The 23,691-nt window shown below is 62.4% G+C and carries 8 protein-coding genes and 1 pseudogene; 4 read left to right on the top strand and 5 right to left on the bottom strand.

The genetic code is table 11. From position 1 onward, the window contains the following. Positions 1-79: 79 nt before the first annotated feature. Both JFT91_RS22965 and inhA read right to left on the bottom strand, forming a co-directional pair. Positions 80-247: pseudogene (locus JFT91_RS22965) on the bottom strand (CPBP family intramembrane glutamate endopeptidase); the annotation flags it as partial. A gap of 168 nt (positions 248-415) precedes the next feature. Next, complete coding sequence (inhA, locus tag JFT91_RS22960; RefSeq protein ID WP_201202174.1) at positions 416-1,102, bottom strand: isonitrile hydratase; 687 nt, start codon at positions 1,100-1,102, stop codon at positions 416-418. 89 nt (positions 1,103-1,191) lie between these two features. Between inhA and JFT91_RS22955 the strand changes: the two genes are divergently transcribed. Further along, a complete protein-coding gene (locus JFT91_RS22955; protein WP_201233942.1) occupies positions 1,192-2,163 on the top strand; it encodes a GlxA family transcriptional regulator in 972 nt (323 codons plus the stop codon). Positions 2,164-2,306: 143 nt separating this feature from the next. Here JFT91_RS22955 and JFT91_RS22950 read toward each other — a convergent pair whose 3' ends face one another. The 3 genes from JFT91_RS22950 to JFT91_RS22940 all read right to left on the bottom strand — a co-directional run bounded on the left by JFT91_RS22950 (position 2,307) and on the right by JFT91_RS22940 (position 5,704). Continuing rightward, entirely contained in the window at positions 2,307-2,696 is a 390-nt protein-coding gene (locus JFT91_RS22950) for a hypothetical protein (protein ID WP_201233941.1), read from the bottom strand. 388 nt (positions 2,697-3,084) lie between these two features. Further along, a complete protein-coding gene (locus tag JFT91_RS22945; RefSeq protein WP_201233940.1) occupies positions 3,085-4,911 on the bottom strand; it encodes a glycoside hydrolase family 15 protein in 1,827 nt (608 codons plus the stop codon). Continuing rightward, positions 4,904-5,704, bottom strand: coding sequence for a glucose 1-dehydrogenase (locus JFT91_RS22940; RefSeq protein ID WP_201233939.1), 801 nt, complete (start codon positions 5,702-5,704; stop codon positions 4,904-4,906). Before JFT91_RS22940 ends, JFT91_RS22945 begins: the two co-directional genes overlap by 8 nt. Before the next feature lie 257 nt (positions 5,705-5,961). Here JFT91_RS22940 and JFT91_RS22935 point away from each other — a divergent pair, with 257 nt between their 5' ends. The 3 genes from JFT91_RS22935 to JFT91_RS22925 all read left to right on the top strand — a co-directional run bounded on the left by JFT91_RS22935 (position 5,962) and on the right by JFT91_RS22925 (position 23,687). Then, complete coding sequence (locus tag JFT91_RS22935; protein ID WP_201233938.1) at positions 5,962-7,134, top strand: MFS transporter; 1,173 nt, start codon at positions 5,962-5,964, stop codon at positions 7,132-7,134. Between the two features lie 78 nt (positions 7,135-7,212). After that, positions 7,213-7,947 carry an alpha/beta fold hydrolase gene (locus JFT91_RS22930; protein WP_201227215.1) on the top strand — a complete coding sequence of 245 codons (735 nt, stop codon included), beginning with the start codon at positions 7,213-7,215 and terminating at the stop codon, positions 7,945-7,947. A gap of 179 nt (positions 7,948-8,126) precedes the next feature. Beyond that, complete coding sequence (locus JFT91_RS22925) at positions 8,127-23,687, top strand: non-ribosomal peptide synthetase (protein WP_201233937.1); 15,561 nt, start codon at positions 8,127-8,129, stop codon at positions 23,685-23,687. Positions 23,688-23,691: the final 4 nt, after the last annotated feature.

Below are 23,691 nucleotides of genomic sequence, written 5' to 3'. Positions count from 1 at the left end.
GAAAGGTTGTCGGCGGTGTCAGCTTTTTATTGAAATTTTTTTTCAGATTTAAGAATGCCGTCGCAAAACGGTCATTGCTTCAGCCCGCGAGCATCGGATAAGTGAACAGGCCGAAGTGCAGCAGATTGAGCCCGAAATGCGTGGCGATCGCCGCACCCAGTCCGCCAAAACGGTAGGCCAGACCATAGCTGACCCCCGCCAGCCCCGCCAGCAACACCCAGGTCCAGCCCGCGCGCGTGGGGACAAGTGAAGGTGTGGCGGCAATTGGGGACAACCCAAATATCTGCGGCAACCCCGATCAACTGTAGGAGTGAGCCTGCTCGCGATAGCGATGTATCAGCCAACATTTGCGTTGAATGACACACCGCTATCGCGAGCAGGCTCACTCCTACAGGGGATGTGTAAGGCGAGGGATCTAGCGCAGGTTGAGTTTCGCGGCGGCGCGTTCGGTTATTTCTGTGCGCAGTTTCAGCGACGGCGCAGCACGCAAGCGCGCTTCATCGACAATCGCGCTCGGCGCAGTGTCCGGGCTGCCCGAGTCAAACGGTGGCGCCGGCGCATATTCCAATTGCAACTGGATCAATTGCGCCGCGTCGGCATCCACCAACTCAGCCGCCAACACCAAAGCAAAATCGATCCCCGCCGTAATCCCGCCACCGGTAAACAGATTGCCGTCACGCACCACACGATCCTTTACCGCAATCGCGCCCAGCGTCGGCAACAGATCGTGATACGCCCAATGTGTGGTCGCTCGCTTGCCTTGCAACAGGCCCGCCGCACCGAGCACCAGCGACCCGGTGCACACCGAGGTCACGTAACGCGCTTGCGCAGCCTGACGTTTGATGAAATCCAGCGTCTGTTCATCCTCCATCAACGGCCCGACGCCACCACCGCCAGGCACACAGATCACATCCAGATCGGGGCAGTCCTCGAAAGTGGTGGTCGGTTTCAGCAGCAGGCCAGTGCTGGCGGTGACCGGCATCAGATCCTTCCAGACCAGGTGCACCTGCACGTCCGGCAGTGAGGCGAGCACGTCGTAAGGGCCGGTCAGGTCAAGTTGCTGAACCTGTGGAAACAACAGAAAGCCGATCTGCAGCGTCATCGTTCTTGCTCCATGAAAAGGGGTGGACGGCTTCACTGTAGGCGCGTAGGTTCTGGCGCATACGCCAATAACCCCACGAATTACGCCAAATGCCAAAAACCATTCACGTCCTCGCGTTCGCCAATCTGCAACTGCTGGATGTCACCGGCCCGTTGCAGGTGTTCGCCTCGGCCAACGACATTGCCCGTCAGCAAGGCTTGCCTGCGCCTTACGCGCCGACGGTGATCGCCAGCGGCGGCGGGGCGGTGACTTCTTCGGCAGGTTTGGCATTGCTCGCCGAGCCCTTGCCGCAGGAGGCCAGCGATACGCTGATCATCTCTGGCGGCTGGGGCGTTTACGCCGCCGCTGAAGACCCGGCGCTGGTGGACTGGGTGCGCGAGCATGCGACCAAATGTCGACGTGTGGCGTCAGTCTGCACCGGTGCTTTCTTGCTGGCGGCCAGCGGTTGGCTCGACGGTCGTCGGGTCGTCACGCACTGGACGCGCTGCGAGCAACTGGCGCAACAGCATCCGAAGCTGCGTGTCGAACCGAATCCGATCTTCATCAATGACGGCCCAGTGTGGACGTCGGCGGGTGTCACTGCGGGTATCGACCTGGCGCTGGCCATGGTTGAAGACGATCTGGGCCGCGACATGGCACTGGACGTCGCCCGGCAACTGGTGGTGTTCCTCAAGCGTCCGGGCGGGCAGTCGCAGTTCAGCGTGACCCTGTCATTGCAAAAACAAGGCAACCGCTTCGATGATCTGCACGCCTGGATCGCCGAGAACCTCACCCGCGACCTCGGCATTGCGACCCTGGCTGAACAGGCCGGCATGAGCGAACGCAGTTTCGTCCGCCACTACCGCGCCGACACCGGCCAGACCCCGGCGCGGGCGATCGAGCTGATCCGCGTCGAAACCGCCCGCCGCCTGTTGAGCGACACCGGCCTGCCGGTCAAACGGGTCGCGGCCAATTGTGGGTTTGGCAGCGAAGAAACCTTGCGCCGCAGTTTCCTGCGGGCCATTGGCGTGACGCCACAGGCTTACCGGGAGCGGTTTTCGGTCAGCGCCGCAACAGATTGACGGGACGACCCTGACCCTGTGGCGAGGGAGCTTGCTCCCGCTGGACTGCGCAGCAGGCCCATGCTTTTGAGCCCAATTGGGGTCGCTGCGCAACCCAGCGGGAGCAAGCTCCCTCGCCATAAAAGCCTTATGCCTCGTATGGATCAGACCTCAGCTTCCGCCACCTGATTGAAATACTTGGTCCGATCCGGCGTATATGTCACCAGCATCCTCGTCCGCGAACAGGTCAGCGAGCGTTCCTCACTCAAATCAATATCCAGATTTTCCCCACGCAGGCCCTGCCATTGGGCGAGGTATTTCAGCGAGCCGTATTTTTCGTTTTTCTTCAGGCTGCGACTTACTCCACCTTTCCAGCCGAGGACGGGCAATTCGCCGGCGAGGCACTTTTGGGCAATGTCGGGGAAACGGATGGCGCGCTGACGACCGATTTCCCAGCATTTGATCAGGCCTTTGTCGGCGGCTTCCCAGAGCTGGGTGCGGCTCAGGCCTGTGCGAAGGGGCGAGTCGATGCTGCGCTGGACGTGCTGGGTCATTCTGCTTCCTTGAATTCGGGTTTTGTTGGACAGCTCCGCTGTGCCCGTTGCGGTGGATGGTAGGGGCGGATGTAACAGGTGGCAACAAGGTATTTCCGGGTGTAAGTGCGAGTTACCAAGGAGGGATTGGGTCGGGGGTGTTTAGAAAATGTAGGGGCTGGGCTGCGCAATTGTGGTGAGGGGATTTATCCCCGACCGGCTGCGCAGCAGTCGCAAAGTCAGCAAATACGGTATTTCTGCAGGAATGGGGGCGCAGGGTTGGGGGCTGCTTCGCAGCCCGTCGGGGATAAATCTTCTCGCCACAGGGGGCACTCCGCTGATTGGTGAGTAGGACCTGGCCTGGTGAAGCGCAGATTTGTGGGGTATTTCCTACAGCCTGCGGCGAAGATTACGGCTGCCACTCACTCTTTTCCCCACTCAACCGTCGATCGAGAAAACTCGCCGCACTGATCAACGCCAGATGGGTCAGTGCCTGCGGGGTATTGCCCAGATGCCGGCCATGGCTGTCGAATTCTTCGGCGTACAACCCCAGCGGATTGGCGTAGCGCAGCAACTGTTCAAACTCCAGATGAGCCTTTTCCACCTGGCCGGCGCGGGCCAGGCATTCAACGTACCAGAACGAGCACGCGGCGAATGCGCCTTCGGTGCCGGTCAAACCGTCGATGTTGGCGTCATCGTTGCGATAGCGGTAAACCATGCCATCGCGTACCAGATGTTTCTCGATGGCCTCAAGGGTCGAGAGCCAGCGCGGATCCTTGGCGCTGACGAAACGCACCAGCGGCATCAGCAGCATCGAACCGTCGAGGGCCGTACCGCCCTTGTACTGCACGAAATGCCCGCGCTCTTCGTCCCAGAAGTTGTCCCATATATCGGCGTAGATCGCCTGACGGGTCTGATCCCATTGCGCGAACGGTGCCGGCAACGAGCGTTTCGAAGCCAAACGAATCGCCCGGTCCAGCGCCACCCAGCACATCAGCCGCGAGTGCAGAAAGTGATGTTGCTCACCGCGCATTTCCCAAATGCCTACGTCAGTCGTCTGCCACGTCTCACAGACCTGGTTGACCACTTCGCACACATGTTTCCAGCCTTCATGGGAAATCGCATCGCCGTACTTGTTGACCAGATATACCGCGTCCATCAGTTCGCCAAAGATGTCGAGCTGGATCTGGTCATACGCGCCATTGCCGATGCGCACCGGTTTCGCGCCACCGTGGCCGGACAAATGTTCAAGCTCGGTTTCCGGCAATTCCTGGCGACCGTCGATGGCATACAAAATGTTCAGTTTCATCGGCTGGCCATGGCAATCGCTGACCCGTCCGCGCAGCCAGTTCATGTAGGCGTTGGCTTCGCCGACGAAGCCCAGGCGCATGAAGGCGTAAACGGTGAAGGAGGCGTCGCGGATCCAGGTGTAGCGGTAATCCCAGTTACGTTCACCGCCGGGAGTTTCCGGCAGGCCGAAGGTCGCGGCGGCGAGGATTGCACCGTGCTTGCGTGAGGTCAGCAGCTTGAGCGCGAGGGCGGAGCGGTTGACCATTTCCCGCCAGCGCCCGCGGTAAATCGACTGGCCGATCCAGTCGCGCCAGAACTTCAGCGTGCGCTCCATGCAGAACTCGCCGGCACCCTCGGCAAACCGTGGGTCGTCCGTGGCACCTAGCATGAAGGCTGCCGTCTGATCCTGCTTTAGTGTGAACCGGGCAATCGCTGCTGCGGCGTCAATCTGTAAGGTCTGGTCCGAGGCCAGGCGCAACGTCGGTTGCTCGCTGGCGCTGAACAATACGTCGTTGTTATCCAGCGCTGCGCTAGTGTCGGCACGGGCATAGTCGTGGCGTACGGCGCAGCGCATATGGAAAGTCGCCTCGCCGCTGACCACGCGCACACGGCGCATCAGCAGTGGCAAGTCATCTTCGCTGTCACTCACCGGCAGCATGTCGGTGATTTCCACCACAGCGAACTCGCTCAGCCAGCGGGTTTGCAGCACATTGGTGTCCGGCAGGTAAATCTGCTCGCGCCGGGCATCGGGCAGGTCCGGCGCCAACTGGAAAATCCCTGCATCGGGGGTGTCGAGCAGCGAACAGAAAATCGACGGGCTGTCGAATTCCGGCCAGCAGAAAAAATCCACGCTGCCCTTGTCGTTGACCAGTGCGGCACTGCGCATGTCGCCGATGATGCCGTGGGCGTCAATCGGGCTTTGTCGTTCTTGATGATGCTCAGCCATTGCCGCGAAACTCCGGATAAAGACTCATGCCGCCGTCGATGAACAGGGTGGTGCCGATGATGTAATCGGCGGCATCCGAGGCGAGAAAGACCACAGCGTTGGCGACGTCTTCAGCATCGCCGATGCGCCCGTAAGGAATCAGATCAAGCAGTTTTTCACCCGCAGCGCCTTCGGTGGCGGCGGCATTGATCGGCGTGCGAATCGCCCCCGGCGCGATACCGTTGATGCGAATGCGCTGGTGGCTGACTTCCTGGGCGAGGGTTTGCATCAACTGATCGACACCGCCCTTGGACGCTGCGTAATTGACGTGCCCGGCCCACGGGATGCGCTGGTGCACCGAGCTCATGTGGATGATTTTGCCGGCGGCGCGGGACACACCTTCGCGAATGCCTTGGCGGTTGAAAATTCGTAGGGCGGCGCGAGCGCAAAGGAATTGGCCGGTGAGGTTGACGCCGATCACCGTATTCCAGTCATCCAGCGACATATCCACAGCCGCCGCGTCTTTTTGCAGGCCGGAATTGGCGATCAGAATGTCCAGTGAGCCGAAGGCGTCGAGGGTCTCGGCGAACAGCCGCTCAACTTCGTCTTCCTTCGACACGTCGGCACCGATGGCCAGTGCCTGACCGCCGTCGGCGATGATCTGGCGGGCCAGTGCTTCGGCAGGTTCGGCTTGGCGGTTGTAGTTGATGACCACGGCAGCGCCAGCCGCAGCCAGCGCTTTGGCGACCGCGTGGCCGATGCCGGAACTGGCGCCGGTGACCAGTGCAACCTGGCGGGCGAGGGAAATGTGCATAGCTGAGGCGCCTGGGTTGAGGGCTTAACTAGCTGACCGATTGCCAGGCGTGAGAGTTCACTCGATGCCGGTGTTGCATTGATTTTGCCGGCCCCTTCGCGAGCAGGCTCGCTCCCACAAAGATCCCTGTATGTCGCAAATCCCGTGTGGGAGCGAGCCTGCTCGCGAATGAGCCTTCACATTCCACCAACAATTCCCGGCTTCCCGGTTCATCGGCCTTTATGGCAACTTGGCGGCCCTTGATGAGGCCGCAGTCCATGGCAAACCCCTATCGCGATTTGTTCACCGCCCCCGGCGCCCGCAATTTTGTCCTGGCCGGGATGATCGCGCGCATGCCGATTTCGATGACCGGTATCGGCGTGATCACCATGCTCTCGCAGTTGAAGGGCGGGTATGCACTGGCCGGTGCGGTGGCGGCGACGTTTGCCCTGGCCACGGCGTTTTGCGCGCCGCAGGTGTCGCGGCTGGTCGATCGCTTTGGTCAGGGCAAAGTGCTGCCCATTTCAGCATTGATCGGCGGCGGGGCACTGCTGATGTTGCTGCTGTGCACGCGATTGCAGGCGCCGACCTGGACGCTGTTCATCTTCGCCGCACTGGCCGGTTGCATGCCAAGCATGTCGGCGATGGTGCGGGCGCGCTGGACCGAAATCTATCGTGGCCAACCGCAATTGCAAACGGCATATGCGCTGGAGTCGGTGCTTGATGAAGTTTGTTTCATCGTCGGCCCGCCGTTGTCGGTGGGGTTGTGCGTGGCGGTGTTCCCCGAAGCCGGGCCGCTGGCGGCACTGTTGATGCTGGCGATCGGTGTCAGTGCATTTGTCGTCCAGCGCAGCACCGAACCGTCGGTGCATCCGCACGAGTCGCATCATCAGGGTTCGATCATTCGCTCGACTGACATTCAGTGGCTGCTGGCGCTGATGCTCGCCATGGGCGTCATCGTTGGCGTGGTGGATGTGGTCAGCGTCGCTTTCGCACAGCAACAGGGGCAACCGGCGGCGGCAAGCATTGTGTTGTCGGTGTACGCCATTGGGTCGTGCCTGGCCGGGATCGCGTTTGGGGCGATGCGCTCGAAACTGCCGTTGCCGCGACTGTTCATGTACGGCGGTATTGCAACCGCAGTGACGACGCTGCCGCTGTTGTGGGCGAGCAATATTTTCGGCCTCTCGGTGGCGGTATTTGTCGCGGGGCTGTTTTTCTCGCCGACGTTGATTGTGGCGATGGCGCTGGTCGAGCGTATCGTGCCGTCGGCCAAGCTCACCGAAGGCCTGACCTGGTTGATAACAGGTCTGAGCATTGGCGTGGCGATCGGTGCGGCGGGATCCGGCGCGTTGGTGGATGCATATGGCGCACGCAGCGGTTTCTGGCTGGCGATAGCGGCCGGGGCGGTGGTACTGGGCTCGGCAGTACAGAGTTTCCGTCACTTGAAATGACTGGATAGACGTGCGCGGGCTAATTTCTGCAGGGCCGCCTTCGTTCTTTTATACAGACAACTTTTCGAGGTAAGCCGGGTGACTCAGCTGACATTGCTGTGCCTTCCTTATTCGGGCGCCAGTGCCATGGTTTACAGCCGCTGGCGGCGCAAACTGCCGCAGTGGCTGACGCTGCAACCGGTAGAACTGCCGGGTCGCGGCGCACGGTTTGGCGAAGCGCTGCAAACCGATATGCGGGCGCTGGCCCGTCAGTTGGCCAGCGAACTGCAAACGACCCTGCGTGCGCCTTATGCCATTTTTGGCCACAGTCTTGGCGCGCTGCTGGCCTGCGAGCTGGCCCATGCCTTGCGCGCCCTGGGGTTGCCGGAGCCGGTGGCGCTGTTCGCCTCTGGCACGGCAGCGCCGACGCTGCGCAGTGAATATGATCGCGGTTTCGCTGAACCGAAAAGCGATGCCGAACTGATCGATCAATTGCGCACCTTGAATGGCACCAGCGAAGAAATTCTCGCCAACGCCGAATTGATGAGCCTGACCCTGCCGGTGCTGCGTGCCGACTTCCTGTTGTGCGGACGTTTTCAGCCCATCCAGCGACCACTGCTCAAATGCCCGGTGCATGTGCTTGGCGGTACCACCGACCGAGCGACCACCGAGCAATTGATCGGCTGGAGCAAGGAAACCCTCGGCAGTTTCTCCGTGGACATGCTCGCCGGCGGTCATTTCTTTATTCATGAACACGAAGCCAAAGTGCTGAAAGTCATCAAGGATCAGCTCGACGTTCATCACCGCCGGCACTCAATGCCCGCCACTGCCTGAACATCAGCTCATTTCATGTGGGAGCAAGCGCGCTCCCACAGCGTTTCCTGCCTGTCTGAAAATCTCCGCCTGCCTCGCTCCTGATACTTCCTCTCATTCGCTAATTTTTCCGGTGTGCATTCGTTTTATAGGGACGACGTGCCTTTGTGCTTCCTGCCTACTGATCCGGATGCTGAGAAATGAATGCTGAAGACTCCTTGAAACTTGCTCGCCGGTTTATCGGGTTGCCCCTGGAAAAGCGCCAGATGTTCCTCGCGGCCCTGCAAAAGGAGGGCGTGGATTTCGCCCGGTTTCCGATTCCGGCCGGGATCGAGGCCGAAGACCGCCAGGCGTTGTCTTACGCGCAGCAACGGATGTGGTTTCTCTGGCAACTGGACCCGCACAGCGGCGCCTACAACTTGCCGGGTGCGGTGCGCCTGAGCGGGCGGCTGAATCTGTCGGCACTGGAGCAGGCGTTTGCCGCACTGGTCGCCCGCCATGAAACCCTGCGCACGGTGTTCCAGCGGCAGGCGGATGACAGTCTGCGGCAAGTGCCGGCCACGGCGACCTTGAACATCCGTCACGAAGATTTCAGCGCGCTGCCGGCCACCGAACGCGAGGAGGCTGTCGTTCGTGCCGCCGAGCAGCAATCGGTGTTGCCGTTCGATCTGGCTGTCGGGCCGTTGCTGCGGGTCACCCTGCTCAAGCTCGCCGAGCAGGAGCACGTATTGCTGCTGACCCTGCACCACATCGTTTCCGATGGCTGGTCGATGAACGTGCTGATCGACGAATTCATCCGTTGCTATGACGCCTTTGACGCCGGCCAGCCTCCGGCGCTGGCAGCGCTGCCGGTCCAGTACAGTGATTACGCGCTGTGGCAACGCCGTTGGCTGGAAGCCGGCGAGCAGGCGCGGCAACTGGAATACTGGCAGGCGCAGTTGGGTGATGAGCACCCGGTGCTGGAACTGCCGCTGGACCATTCGCGTCCGGCCATGCCGAGCTATCGCGGCACGCGCTATGAGTTTGCCGTCGACGGTCAATTGACCGAGCAACTGCGCGCCACCGCGCAACAGCATCAAGTCACGTTGTTCATGTTGTTGCTCGGCGCGTTCAATGCGCTGCTGCACCGTTACACCGGGCAGACCGACATCCGTGTCGGCGTGCCGATTGCCAACCGCAATCGCGCCGAGATCGAAGGCCTGATCGGTTTCTTCGTCAACACTCAGGTGCTGCGTACCAGACTGGATGGCCAGACCCGCGTCGACGCGTTGCTGCAAGCGATCAAAGAGACGGCGCTCGGCGCTCAGGCACATCAGGATCTGCCGTTCGAGCAACTGGTCGAAGCGCTGAAGCTGGAACGCAGCCTCAGTCACACGCCGCTATTCCAGGTGATGTACAACCACCAGCCGCAGGTGGCCGATATCGCCGCCCTCAGTACGGCCTCGGGCCTGGTGCTCGACAGCCTCGAATGGCAAAGCCGCACCACTCAGTTTGATCTGACACTCGACACCTACGAGAAAGGCGGCAAGCTACACGCTGCACTGACTTACGCCAGCGATCTGTTCGACGCGCCGACCATCGAACGGATGGCGCGGCACTGGTTGCGCCTGCTCAAGGCAATGGTCGCCGATCCTGCGCAACGCATTGGCGAACTGCCGTTGCTCGACGCGGATGAGCAGCACACGCTGGTGCATGCCTGGAACGCTACAGCAGCGGTTTATCCGAGCGGGCAGCCGATTCATCAATTGATCGAAGCCCAAGTGGCGCGCACCCCGGATGCCCCGGCGCTGGTGTTCGCCGAGCAAACCCTGAGTTATGCACAACTGGATGCCCGGGCCAACCAACTGGCTCATCTGTTGCGTGAACAAGGCGTGCGGGCCGACAGTCTTGTGGGGATTTGCGTCGAGCGCTCGCTGGAAATGGTGATCGGCCTGCTGGCGATTCTCAAGGCCGGCGGCGCCTATGTGCCGCTGGATCCGGAATACCCGCAAGAGCGTCTCGCCTACATGGTCGAGGACAGCGGCATCACTTTGCTGCTGACCCAGAGTGCGTTGCTGGCGTCGCTGCCGACGGCAGGGGTGAACGTCATTACCCTCGATCAGGAAGCTGACTGGCTGGATCGCTACAGCGAAGGCCGTGTCGATGGGGTCGTCGACCCGCTGAACCTCGCGTACGTGATTTACACCTCCGGCTCCACCGGTAAACCGAAAGGCGCTGGCAACAGTCATGCGGCGCTGGTCAACCGTTTGTGCTGGATGCAGGAGGCTTACGGGCTGGCTGCCAGTGATTCGGTGTTGCAGAAAACCCCGTTCAGCTTTGACGTGTCGGTCTGGGAATTTTTCTGGCCGCTGCTGACCGGCGCGCGTCTGGTCGTGGCCGCACCGGGTGCGCACCGCGATCCATCGCTGTTGATCGAGACCATCAACCGCTACGGCATCAGCACGCTGCACTTTGTCCCGTCGATGTTGCAGGCGTTTATTCATGAGCCGGGCGTCGAGGCCTGTGTCGGCCTCAAGCGCATTGTCTGCAGCGGCGAAGCGCTGCCGCTGGATGCGCAACTGCAAGTGTTCGCCAAGCTGCCGAACGCCGGGCTCTACAATTTGTACGGCCCGACCGAAGCGGCCATCGATGTCACCCACTGGACCTGTGTCGACGAAGGCGCCGACAGCGTGCCGATCGGTCGGCCGATCGCCAACCTGCGCACGCATGTGCTCGACGCCGAACTGTTGCCGGTGCCGAGCGGCGTCGCCGGTGAGTTGTATCTGGGCGGGGCAGGGCTGGCGCGCAGTTATCACCAGCGCCCGGCGCTGACTGCCGAGCGTTTTGTGCCGTGCCCGTTCCACGACGGCGCGCGCCTGTACCGCACCGGTGACCGGGTGCGCCAACGTGCCGACGGCGTCATCGAATACCTCGGGCGTCTCGATCATCAGGTGAAGTTGCGCGGCTTGCGTATCGAGTTGGGCGAAATCGAAACCCGCCTGATGCAGCATCCGCTGGTGCGTGAAGCCGTGGTGCTGGTGCAGGGCGGCAAACATCTGGTCGGCTATCTGGTGCTGGAAACCGCTCAGGCAGACGAACAATGGCAACAGGACGTCAAGGCCTGGCTGCTCGGCAGTCTGCCGGAATTCATGGTGCCGACCTACCTGCTGACGCTGGACAGGTTGCCGGTCACCGCCAACGGCAAGCTGGATCGCAAAGCCTTGCCGGAACCGGATGCCGCGCCGCAACAAGCCTTCGTTGCGCCGCAGGATGCCATGCAAAAGGCCTTGGCCGCGATCTGGGAAGACGTGCTCGGTCTGCAGCGTGTGGGTCTGGAAGACAACTTCTTCGAGCTGGGCGGTGATTCGATCATTTCGATTCAAGTGGTCAGCCGCGCGCGGCAGGCCGGGATCCGTATCAGCCCGCGCGACCTGTTCCAGTATCAGACTGTGCGCAGTCTGGCGTTGGTCGCAATCCCCGACAGCCTCAGCTCGGTGGATCAGGCATCGGCGACGGGCGAAGCGTTGCTGGGGCCGATCCAGCAGCAGTTCTTCAGCCGGGCGATGCCGCAGCGTGAGCACTGGAACCAGTCCCTGTTGCTGACCCCGCGCGAGACGCTGAATGCTCAGTGGCTCGACACGGCATTGACCCATGTAATCAATCACCACGATGCCTTGCGTCTGCGTTTTGTCGAGGGCGTCGACGGCTGGCAGCAAGCGTACGCAGCACAGGTCGAACGCGCTGACGTGTGGCTGCGCACGGCCGAGACGACCGCGCAACTGAGCGCCCATTGCGACGAAGCCCAGCGCAGTCTTGATCTGGCCAACGGGCCGCTGTTGCGCGCGGTGTTGGTGACCATGGCCGATGGCAGTCAGCGCCTGTCGCTGATCCTCCATCACCTGGTAGTGGACGGTGTGTCGTGGCGCGTGTTGCTGGAAGATTTGCAGCAAGCCTACGAACAACTCGCGGCGGGTGGTGGTGTGCAATTGCCGGCCAGGACCAGTGCGTTCCAGAGCTGGACGGCGCGCCTGAGCATCGAGGCTTCGCGCTTCGACGATCAACTGGCTTACTGGAAAGCCCAGCACAACACCGCGCAGGATCTGCCGTGCGAACGCCCTGAAGGCAGTCTGCAAAACCGTTTCGGTAAAAAGATCGAATGGCGTCTGGACGCCGAGCGCACTCGCCAATTGCTGCAACAGGCACCGGCGGCCTATCGCACGCAGGTCAACGATCTGCTGCTGACAGCATTGGCGCGCACTATCAGTGGCTGGAGCGGTCAGCCGGGCACCCTGATCCAGCTGGAAGGCCATGGCCGGGAAGACCTGTTCGACGACATTGACCTGACGCGCAGCATCGGCTGGTTCACCAGCCTGTTCGCCGTCAATCTGGTGGCGACCGAGGACCTCGACGGTTCGATCAAGGCGATCAAAGAACAACTGCGCGCGGTTCCGGACAAAGGGCTGGGTTACGGCGTACTGCGTTACCTGGCCGCGCCGTCGGTGCGCGAAGAACTGGCTGCATTGCCTGCGCCGCGCATTACCTTCAACTATCTGGGGCAGTTCGACCGTCAGTTCGATGAGCAGGCGCTGCTGGTGCCGTCCACCGAGTTTGGCGGTGTCGCCCAGGATCAACAGGCGCCGCTGGATAACTGGTTGACGGTCGAAGGCCAGGTCTATGGCGGCGAATTGAGCCTGAGTTGGGGTTTCAGCTCGCAGATGTTCGATAGCGCCACCGTGCAGTATCTGGTCGATCGCTACGCCGCAGAACTGACTGCCCTGGTCGAGCACTGCTGCGCCCTCGACACCGCGCAAGTGACGCCGTCGGACTTCCCGTTGGCGCGCATCAGCCAGGCGCAACTGGATGCGTTGCCGGTCGCCGCCGCCGTCATCGAAGATGTTTATCCGCTGTCGCCGATGCAGCAGGGCATGTTGTTCCATACCCTGTATGAACCGCAGGTCGAGGCGTATATCAGCCAGATGCGCCTGGACATTCAGGGCCTCGATCCACAGCGTTTTGCCGACGCCTGGCAAGCGGCGCTGGCGCGTCATGATGTGTTGCGCAGCAGCTTCCATTGGCAAGGCCTGGACAGCGCCCATCAAGTGATCAGCCGCCAAGTGCAACTGCCGCTGCAGGTGCTGGAAAACACGGACACCGATGCGCTGGCCGAGACGGAGCGGGCGCAAGGTTTTGGACTCGACTGCGCGCCGTTGTTGCGCTTGAAGCTGGTGCGCACCGGCGCCGATAGCTGGCATTTGATCTACACCAGCCATCACATCCTCATGGACGGCTGGAGTAATGCGCAGCTGCTCGGCGAGGTGATTTCGCACTACGCCGACGCGCGCTCATTGCCGGCGCCGGTGGGGCATTACCGCGATTACATGGGCTGGTTGCAGCAGCAATCGGCAGACGCTGGCAAAGCGTTCTGGAGCGCTGCGCTGGCGCCGTTGCAGGCGCCGACACTGCTCGCCGATGCCGTGCGTGCGCCCGTTGCTGGCCACGGCACAGACGAGCATCGCGAGGTGATCGACGCAGCCGCAACGCGGCGTCTGGGCGAGTTCGCCCGTCAGCAGAAAGTCACCCTCAACACGTTGCTGCAAGCGGCCTGGAGCCTGTTGCTGCAACGCTACACCGGGCAGGACTGCGTAGCGTTCGGTGCGACAGTGGCCGGTCGTTCGGCGCCGCTGCCGGGCATCGAGCAGCAACTGGGGTTGTTCATCAACACCTTGCCGCTGGTGTGCAACCCGCGCCCGGATCAGCGCGTCGGGCAGTGGTTGAGTGATCTGCAGGCGCAGAACCTGGCCCTGCGTGAATTCGAGCATGTGCCGTTGTACGACATTCAAGGCTGGGCAGGGCATCAGGGCTCGGCGCTGTTCGACAGTCTGCTGGTGTTCGAAAACTTCCCGGTCGCCGAGGCGCTGAAACAGGGCGCGCCGGCCGGGTTGACCTTCGGCAACCTGCATAACCATGAACGCACTCACTATCCGCTGACGCTGGGCATCGAACTGGGCGCCACGCTGAGCCTGGAGATGAGCTACGACGCCGCGCGATTCAGCGCTGCCCAAGTGCACATGCTCTGCGCCAACCTGCGCCACTTGCTTGAGCAATTGATCACCAACGTCACCGCTTGCCTCGGTAACCTGACGTTGCTCGATGCCGTTGCCACGCACACCATGCTCGCCCATTGCCAGCCGCCAGCGCTGCAATTGCAGCACACCGGCCTGGTGCACGAGCGCATTGCCGCGCAGGCCAAAGCCACACCGCAGGCACTGGCCGTACAGTGCGGTGAACAGCGTCTGAGCTATGACGAACTCAACCGTCAGGCGAATCGCCTCGCTCACCGTCTGCTGGCCAGCGGTGCAGCACCGGGCAAACGCATCGGTCTGGCGCTGCGTCGTGGCCCGCAAATGATCGTCAGTTTGCTGGCCGTGCTGAAGACGGGCGCCGCTTACGTACCGCTTGATGCCAACTACCCGGCCCAGCGTCTGGCCTACATGATCGAAGACAGCCGTGTCGATCTGCTGCTCGATGAATCCGCTCTGCTGCAAGACGTGCCGCTGCCGGCAGGTCTTGAACATTTGCACCTGGGCGAAATCATCGAGACGCTGGGCGCTTATCCGGACAGCGATCCGCTGAATCACGCCACGGTCAATGACCTGGCGTACGTGATTTACACCTCGGGTTCCACCGGCCAGCCAAAAGGCGTGGCGATTGCTCACGCGGCGCTGCGCGAGTTCTGCCAGACCGGTGCCGAGTATTCGGCGCTCACCGCTGATGATCGCGTGCTGCAATTTGCGACGTTCAGCTTCGATGGTTTTGTCGAACAGTGCTACCCGCCGCTGTGTGTCGGTGCGGCGCTGATCATGCGCGGTGACGAACTCTGGGACGTCATCCAGTTGGCCGAGCAGATCGTCGGCAATGGCGTGACCCTGGCGGACTTGCCGGCAGCTTATTGGTTCTTGCTGGCGCGTGAATGTGCTGGCGGCAACATCGCCAGCCTGGGCCCGTTGCGTCAGGTTCACGTCGGTGGTGAAGCGATGTCGGTCGAAGGCCTGCGCCTGTGGCACGAGGCTGGGTTGAGCCATGTGCGCTTGCTCAACACCTACGGGCCGACCGAGGCGACGGTGGTGTCCAGCGTCCACGATTGCCGGCTGAGCGATGCCAACGATAGTTTCGGCATTCCGATTGGCCGAGCCATCCCCGGCCGCGCGTTGTACGTGCTCGACAGCGCCGGGCAATTGCTGCCGGCTGGCGGTGTCGGCGAGTTGTGCATTGGCGCGAGCGCCTGTCTGGCGCAGCAGTATTTCGACCGTCCGGCCCTCACCGCCGAGCGCTTCCTGCCAGACCCGTTTGCCGCCGAGGCAGGGGCGCGGCTGTACCGCAGCGGCGACCTGGCCCGTTATAACGAAAACGGCGATCTGGAATACGCCGGGCGGATCGACCACCAAGTGAAGATTCGTGGCTTGCGCATTGAGATGGGGGAAATCGAAGCCTGTCTGCAAGCGCAGGAAGGCGTGCACGCCGCCGCAGTCATCGCTCAGGATTTCCCGGGGGGCGCACAACTGGTGGCTTATGTGGTGCCCGAAGCAGGCACCGAACCTGCGACCGCGCAGGCGCAGTGGCTGGGCTCGCTCAAAGCTTCGCTGCAACAAGTGCTGCCCGATTACATGGTGCCGGCACACCTGCTGTTGCTGGACGCGTTGCCCTTGAACAACAACGGCAAACTGGATCGCACCGCGCTGCCGAAAGCCGAACTGAACCAGGATTTGTGCGCTTATGCCGCGCCGCAGACCTTGCTGCAGGTGCAACTGGCGCAGATCTGGGAAGCCGTGCTGGAGTCCGGCGCGGTGGGGCTCAACGATCACTTTTTCGAACGCGGCGGTCACTCGTTGCTGGCCACCCAGGTGATTTCCCGGGTCCGCCAGACGCTCAAGCTCGATGTGCCGATGCGCACCCTGTTCGAGCAGCCGACGCTGCAAGCCTTTGCCGCCGCCTGCGCGACCCTGCAACACAGCGAAACTGTGCCAATGCTGGCGTTGCCGCGCGGTGATGCACTGGCGTTGTCTTATGCCCAGGAACGTCAGTGGTTCCTCTGGCAACTGGAGCCGGACAGCGCCGCTTACCACGTGCCAAGTGCACTGCGCTTGCGCGGTGCGCTGGACATCGCTGCGTTGCAGCACAGCTTCAATCAACTGGTGGCCCGTCACGAACCGTTGCGCACCACGTTCCGTCAGGACCACGAACGCACCGTGCAGGTGGTTCATGCGCAGGGACAATTGACGATTGAACAACACCGCCTCAACACCGAAGAGGGGCCGGCGAACTGGGTGCAGGCGCAGATCCGTCAACCGTTCGATCTGTTGAACGGGCCACTGCTGCGCGTCGCTCTGCTACGGATGGCGGCGGATGATCATGTGTTGGTGATCACTCAGCACCACATCGTTTCTGACGGCTGGTCGATGCAAGTGATGGTGCGCGAACTGATGGCGATGTACGCCGCAGAATGCGCCGGACAACCGCTCGAACTGGCAGCGCTGACGCTGCAATATGCCGATTTCGCCCAGTGGCAACGACAGTGGATGGAGGCCGGCGAACGTCAGCGCCAACTCGATTATTGGAGGGCTCAACTCGGCGGCGAACAACCGGTGCTGGAGCTGCCGCTGGACCATTCGCGTCCGGCGGTGCAGAGCTATCGTGGCGCGCGGCTGGATGCGCCGCTGGAATCCGCGTTGAGTGCGCAATTGCAGGAGGTTGCCCGACGTGAGGGGGTGACGATGTTCATGCTCTTGCTGGCCTCGTTCCAGACCCTGTTGCACCGCTACAGTGGTCAGGACGATATCCGCGTCGGTGTGCCGATTGCCAACCGCAACCGCGCTGAAACCGAAGGCCTGATCGGCTTCTTCGTCAACACCCAGGTGATGCGTGCACAGTTTGCCGGGGACCTGAGTTTCCGTGATCTGCTGGCGCAGACGCGTCAGGCCGCAATGGGCGCCCAGGCGCATCAGGATCTGCCGTTCGAGCAATTGGTCGAAGCGCTGGCGCCAGAGCGGAGCCTGAGCCACAGCCCGTTGTTCCAGGTGCTGTTCAACCACCAGCGCGATGCCGCGCCGGTCACCGCTGTGGCGGATTTGCGCATCGAAGGCCTGCCGTGGGACAGCGCCACCGCCCAGTTCGACCTGACCCTGGACACCACCGAAACCGCCGCCGGGCTGATGGTCAGTCTGACTTACGCCAGCGATCTGTTCGAGGCGACGACCATCGCGCGCCTGTTCGAACACTGGCAGGCATTGCTGCGGGCGATTATCGCTGCACCGCAGCAGGCGATCGCCGCGTTGCCGATGCTCGCCGCGCAGGAGCGTCAGCAGATTCTCGAAGACTGGAACGCCACTGCCACCGAATACCCGCTGCACCTGAGCGTGCAGCAGTTGATCGAAGCGCAAGTGCTGCGCACGCCGGACGCCATGGCGCTGAAATACGCCGATGAATGCCTGAGCTACGCGCAACTCAATGCCCGCGCCAACCAGTTGGCGCACAAGCTGATGGCGCTGGGTGTCGGACCTGAAAGCCTGGTCGGCATCGCCGCCGAACGTTCGATCGAAATGGTCGTCGCGCTGTTGGCCGTGCTCAAGGCCGGGGGCGCCTACGTGCCGCTGGACCCTGAATACCCGCAGGATCGCCTGGCCTACATGGTCGAAGACAGCGGCGTCCAGCTGTTGCTGACTCAGGCGCATCTGCTCGATGCCTTGCCATTGAGCGGTCAGGTACACACCCTGTTGATCGAGGCGTCGCTGGAGGGCTTCGCCAGCGACAATCCGGATGTAGCGGTCACAGGTGAAAACCTTGCCTACGTGATTTACACCTCCGGCTCCACCGGCAAACCGAAAGGCGCTGGCAACCGTCATGTCGCCCTGACCAACCGTCTGTGCTGGATGCAACAGGCCTATAAGATCGGCGCGGGCGACAGCGTGCTGCAAAAGACCCCTTTCAGCTTTGACGTGTCGGTGTGGGAGTTCTTCTGGCCACTGATGACCGGCGCACGTCTGGTCGTCGCAGCCCCGGGCGATCACCGCGATCCGGCAAAACTGGTGGCGCTGATCAATCGCGAACACATCACCACGCTGCACTTTGTGCCGTCGATGTTGCAAGCCTTCTTGCAAGACGCCGAGGTCGGTACGTGCACCAGCCTGCAACGCATCGTCTGCAGCGGTGAAGCGCTGCCGGCAGACGCGCAACAGCAAGTCTTCGCCAAGCTGCCAACTGCCGGGCTGTACAACCTTTACGGCCCGACCGAAGCGGCCATCGACGTGACGCACTGGACGTGTGTGGAGGAGGGCCGCGACAGCGTGCCGATCGGCCAGCCGATTGCCAACCTCGGCTGCTACATCCTTGACGATAACCTTGAGCCGGTGCCGACCGGCGTGCTCGGCGAGTTGTACCTGGCGGGCGTCGGTCTGGCGCGCGGCTACCACCAGCGTCCGGTGCTGACCGCCGAACGTTTTGCGGTCAGCCCTTTCGGCGCCGGCGAACGGATCTACCGCACCGGTGACCTGGCACGCTACCGCGCTGACGGCGTGATCGAATATGCCGGCCGAATCGACCATCAGGTCAAGCTGCGCGGCCTGCGTATCGAACTCGGTGAAATCGAAGCGCGTCTGCTCGAACACGCCATTGTCCGAGAAGCCGCGGTGTTGGTGATCGACGGCAAACTGTTGACCGGTTACGTGGTGCTGAACGAAGACAGCGCGGACTGGCGCGACACCCTAATGCGTCATTTGCACGCCGGGCTGCCGGAATACATGGTGCCCAACCAGTGGCTGACGCTGCCGCAGATGCCGTTGAGTCCCAACGGCAAGCTGGATCGCAAGGCGCTGCCGAAGCCTGAATTGGGCGCCGGCAAAGCCGAATACATCGCTCCGCGCAATGAGCTGGAGCAGCGTATCGCTGCGGTGTGGGCCGATGTGCTGAAACTGCCGCGAGTCGGCTTGGCCGATAACTTCTTTGAACTGGGTGGCGATTCGATCATTTCGATTCAAGTGGTAGCCCGTGCCCGTCAGGCCGGAATCCGCTTTACCCCCAAAGACTTGTTCCAGTACCAGACCGTCCAGGCGCTGGCGGGCGTCGCGACGCTGGGCGATGGCGCGGCGCAGATCGATCAGGGCGCGGTCAGTGGCGCCACGCCGTTGCTGCCGTTCCAGCAGTGGTTCTTTGCGGCCGAGATTGCCGAGCAGCATCACTGGAACCAGTCGGTGATGCTCAAACCGGCCGTCAGCATTGAGGCAACTGCGCTTGAGCAAGCCTTGCAAGCACTGGTCGCGCATCACGATGCCTTGCGCCTGTCGTTCACAGAAACGGCCAGCGGCTGGACCGCAAATCATCACGCAACAACGGTGCAACACACCCTGCTGATGCAGGCGAGTGTCAGCGATGAACAACAGTTGCAGGACGCTTGCCTTGAGGCACAACGCAGCTTCGACCTGGCTCACGGCCCGCTGTTGCGTGGCTTGTTGGTGACCTTGGCCGATGGTTCGCAACGCTTGCTGCTGGCGGTGCACCACTTGGTGGTGGACGGTGTGTCATGGCGGATTCTGCTGGAAGATTTGCAAAGCGCTTACCAGCAGCGCATCGACGGCAAGACCCCGCGCCTGCAAGCCAAGACCAGCGCCTTCAAGCACTGGGCCGAACGTTTGCAACAACACGCGCCGCAACGCGCTGGCGAACTCGAGCTGTGGCGCGCACAACTGGCTGATGCGCCCGTCGACCTGCCGTGCACCCATCCACAGGCCAGTCTGCAAAATCGTTACGCACACACCGTCCAGACGCGCCTCGATCAAGTGCTGACCCGACAACTGCTGCAACAGGCGCCGGCGGCGTATCGCACTCAGGTCAATGACCTGTTGATGACCGCGCTGGCCCGAGTCATCTGCCGCTGGACGGGGCACGCCTCGACCTTGATTCAGCTGGAAGGCCACGGTCGCGAAGACCTGTTCGACGACCTCGACCTGAGCCGCAGCGTCGGCTGGTTCACCAGCCTGTTCCCGGTGCGGCTGACCCCGGCCCCGTCGCTTGACGGTTCGATCAAGCAGATCAAGGAACAGCTGCGGGCAATTCCCGACAAAGGCCTGGGCTTCGGCGTGTTGCGTTACTTCGGCGACGAAGCGACCCGCCGTGAGCTGGCGGCGCTGCCGACACCGCGCATCACCTTCAACTACCTCGGCCAGTTCGACAGCCAGTTCGATGACGGCGCACTGTTCGCCCCGGCCAGCGAAAAGGCCGGCGACGAACAGAGCCCGTTGGCGCCGCTGGGCAACTGGCTGGAACTCAACGGTCAGGTCTACGGTGGCGAGTTGAGCCTGGGCTGGACGTTCAGCCGCGAAATGTTCGATGAAACGACCATTCAACGTCTGGCCGATGAATACGCGGTCGAACTGGCGGCGCTGGTCGAGCATTGCTGCGCCGCGCAGAACGCCGGCATCACGCCGTCGGACTTCCCGTTGGCGTCGCTCAACCAGCAACAGCTCGACGCCTTGCCGGGTGCCGGTGCCGATGTCGAAGACATCTACCCGCTGTCGCCGATGCAACAGGGCATGTTGTTCCACAGCCTGTACAAACAAGGTTCGGGCGATTACATCAACCAGATGCGCGTAAGCGTCGAAGGCCTGGATCCCGAGCGTTTGCGTCAGGCCTGGCAGGGCGCGGTCGACCGCCATGCGATTCTGCGTACGCGGTTCGTGTGGATCTCCGAGCAGGAACAGCCGCTGCAAATCGTCCAGCGCCAGGCCGAGTTGCCGTTCAGCCTGCAGGACTGGCGAGGCCGCGCTGACCTGCCGTCGGCGCTCGACGTGCTGGCGCAAGAGCAACTGCAACAGGGCTTCGACCTGTTGCGGGCACCGTTGCTGCGTCTGGTGCTGGTGCGCACCGATGATGACCGCCACGAAATGATCTACACCAGCCATCACATCCTCATGGACGGCTGGAGCAACTCGCAGTTGCTCGGCGAAGTGATGCAGCGCTACGCCGGTGTAACCCCGGCCGCGCCGCTGGGCCGTTATGCTGATTACATCGGCTGGCTGCAGCGTCAGGACGGTCAGGCCAGCGAACGCTTCTGGACTGAGCGTCTGGCCGACCTGGAGGAACGGACTCACTTGGCCCGCAGCTGCCTGGATACGCTGGCGACCGCTGGCCAGAGCGGTTACGACCAGCAAACCCGATGGCTGGGCCGTGAGCAGACGCAACGTCTGGGCGCGTTCGCCCGTCAGCACAAGGTCACCCTCAACACCGTGGTGCAGGCCGCCTGGTTGCTGCTGTTGCAGCGTTACACCGGGCAACCGACCGTGGCGTTCGGCGCTACGGTCGCCGGGCGTCCGGCCGAGCTGCCAGGCGTCGAGCAACAGGTCGGTTTGTTCATCAACACCTTACCGGTGATCGCCACCCCGCGTGTCGAGCACCCCCTCGGTGAGTGGCTGCAAACAGTGCAGGCGCTGAACCTGGCCATGCGCGAGTTCGAATACACGCCACTGGCCGACATCCAGCGCTGGTCGGGACAACGTGGCGAAGGCTTGTTCGACAGCCTGCTGGTGTTCGAGAACTACCCGGTGTCGGAGGCGCTGAATAACGGTGCGCCGCAAGGCTTGCGTTTCGGCCAGGCGTGCAGCCAGGAACAGACCAACCTGCCGTTGACGGTGCTGGTGGATCTGGGCGACAGCCTGTCGTTGCAATTCGCCTACGCCCGGCAACATTTCAGCGCTGCGCAGATCGGGCAGATAAGCGGCCACTTGCAGCACCTGTTGCAGCAAATGGCCGACTCGCCGGCGCAACGTCTGTTGGCCGATCTGAGTGTGTTCGATGCCGCGCAGCACCAGGCGGTGTTGCAGGACTGGAACCGTGCGCCGGCCACCTTTGCGCAAACCCGCACTCTGCCACAGCTGATCGAAGCACAAGTGCGTCGGGCACCGCAGGCAATTGCCGTGAGCCTGGGCGAGGAACATTTGAGCTACGGCGAACTCAACGCCCGTGCCAACCGCCTGGCCCATGCCCTGATCGCACGGGGCGTCGGCGCCGATGTGCTGGTCGGTCTGGCTGCCGAGCGTTCGATCGACATGATCGTCGGCCTGGTCGCCATCCTCAAGGCCGGCGGCGCTTACCTGCCGCTGGACCCGCAGTACCCGGCCGAGCGCTTGCAATACATGATCGAAGACAGCGGCATTGCCTTGCTGCTGATGCAGCCGGGGGTGCTCGATCATCTGGCGGTGGCCGACAGCGTCGAAACCCTGCTGCTGGGTGATGACAGCCGCTGGCAGGATCAATTGGCGACCGATCCGCTGGTCTGGGCCGACAGCGCCAGCCTCGCTTACGTGATCTACACCTCGGGCTCCACCGGCAAGCCGAAAGGTACGCTGCTGGCTCACGACAACGTGCTGCGTCTGTTCGAGGCCACGGACCCTTGGTTCAGCTTCGGTGCCGAGGATCGCTGGACGCTGTTCCACTCGTACGCGTTCGACTTCTCGGTCTGGGAAATCTTCGGCGCGCTGTTGCATGGCGGGCGTCTGGTGATCGTGCCGCACAGCGTCAGCCGCTCGCCGCAGGAGTTCCATGCGCTGCTGTGTCGCGAGCGCATCACCGTGCTCAACCAGACGCCGTCGGCCTTCAAGCAACTGATGCAAGTCGCCTGCGACGCACCACAGGATGCACAACTGTCGCTGCGTTACGTCGTGTTCGGCGGTGAAGCGCTGGAAGTGCGCAGCCTGCGTCCATGGTTCGAACGCTTCGGCGACACTGCGCCACAACTGGTCAACATGTACGGCATTACCGAAACCACGGTTCACGTGACTTACCGTCCGTTGACCCTGGCCGATCTCGAACAGGATGCCGGCAGCCCGCTGGGCGAACCGATCCCGGACCTCGGCTGGTACGTGCTCGACGCCGACCTGCAACCGGTCGCGAAGGGCTGCATCGGCGAATTGCACGTCAGCGGCGCCGGGCTGGCACGCGGTTATCTCAAGCGTGCCGACCTCAGCGCATTGCGTTTCGTGCCCAACCCGTTCGGTGACGACGGCGCGCGGCTGTACCGCACCGGTGACCTGGCGCGCTATCGCGCCGATGGCCGGATCGAGTACGCCGGACGCATCGACCATCAAGTGAAGATCCGTGGTTTCCGTATCGAGTTGGGGGAAATCGAGGCGCAATTGTTGGCGCTGCCGCAAATCCGTCAGGCCGTGGTACTCGATCAACCAGGCGCCGGTGGCGTGCAACTGGTCGCGTATCTGGTGGCCGATCAGTCGGTCGAACTCGATCAACAGGGCCCGTGGCGTGAGCACCTGCGCCAGGCGCTCAAGCACAACCTGCCGGATTACATGGTGCCGGCGCACCTGTTGTTGCTCGACAGCCTGCCGCTGACCGCCAACGGCAAGCTCGACCGCAAGGCCCTGCCGCAACCGGATGCCAGCCTGCTGCAAAACACCTACGTGGCGCCTGAAAGCGAACTGCAACAGCAGATCGCCGAGGTCTGGGCCGACGTGTTGAAGCTGGAGCGAGTCGGCCTGACGGACAACTTCTTCGAGCTCGGCGGCCATTCGCTGCTGGCCACTCAGGTGGCCCTGCGTTTGCGCGAGTTGTTGGGCTTCGAAGTGCCGTTGGCCAGCCTGTTCGCCAGTGCCGATCTGGCGGCTTTCAGCGCGGCCGTACAAGCCCTGCAACCTGATTTGCAGCCCGTTCATGATGTTTTGGCTAAATCCTTGGAGGCTCTCAATCGTTTATCAGCAGATGAACTTGAAAAACTGATTTCCTGAGAGG

This window comes from Pseudomonas sp. TH08, assembly GCF_016651275.1.
In the GTDB taxonomy this organism is placed as follows: Bacteria; Pseudomonadota; Gammaproteobacteria; order Pseudomonadales; family Pseudomonadaceae; genus Aquipseudomonas.
Note: the sequence above shows the minus strand (reverse complement) of the source record. Positions and strands in the feature narration are given on the sequence as shown.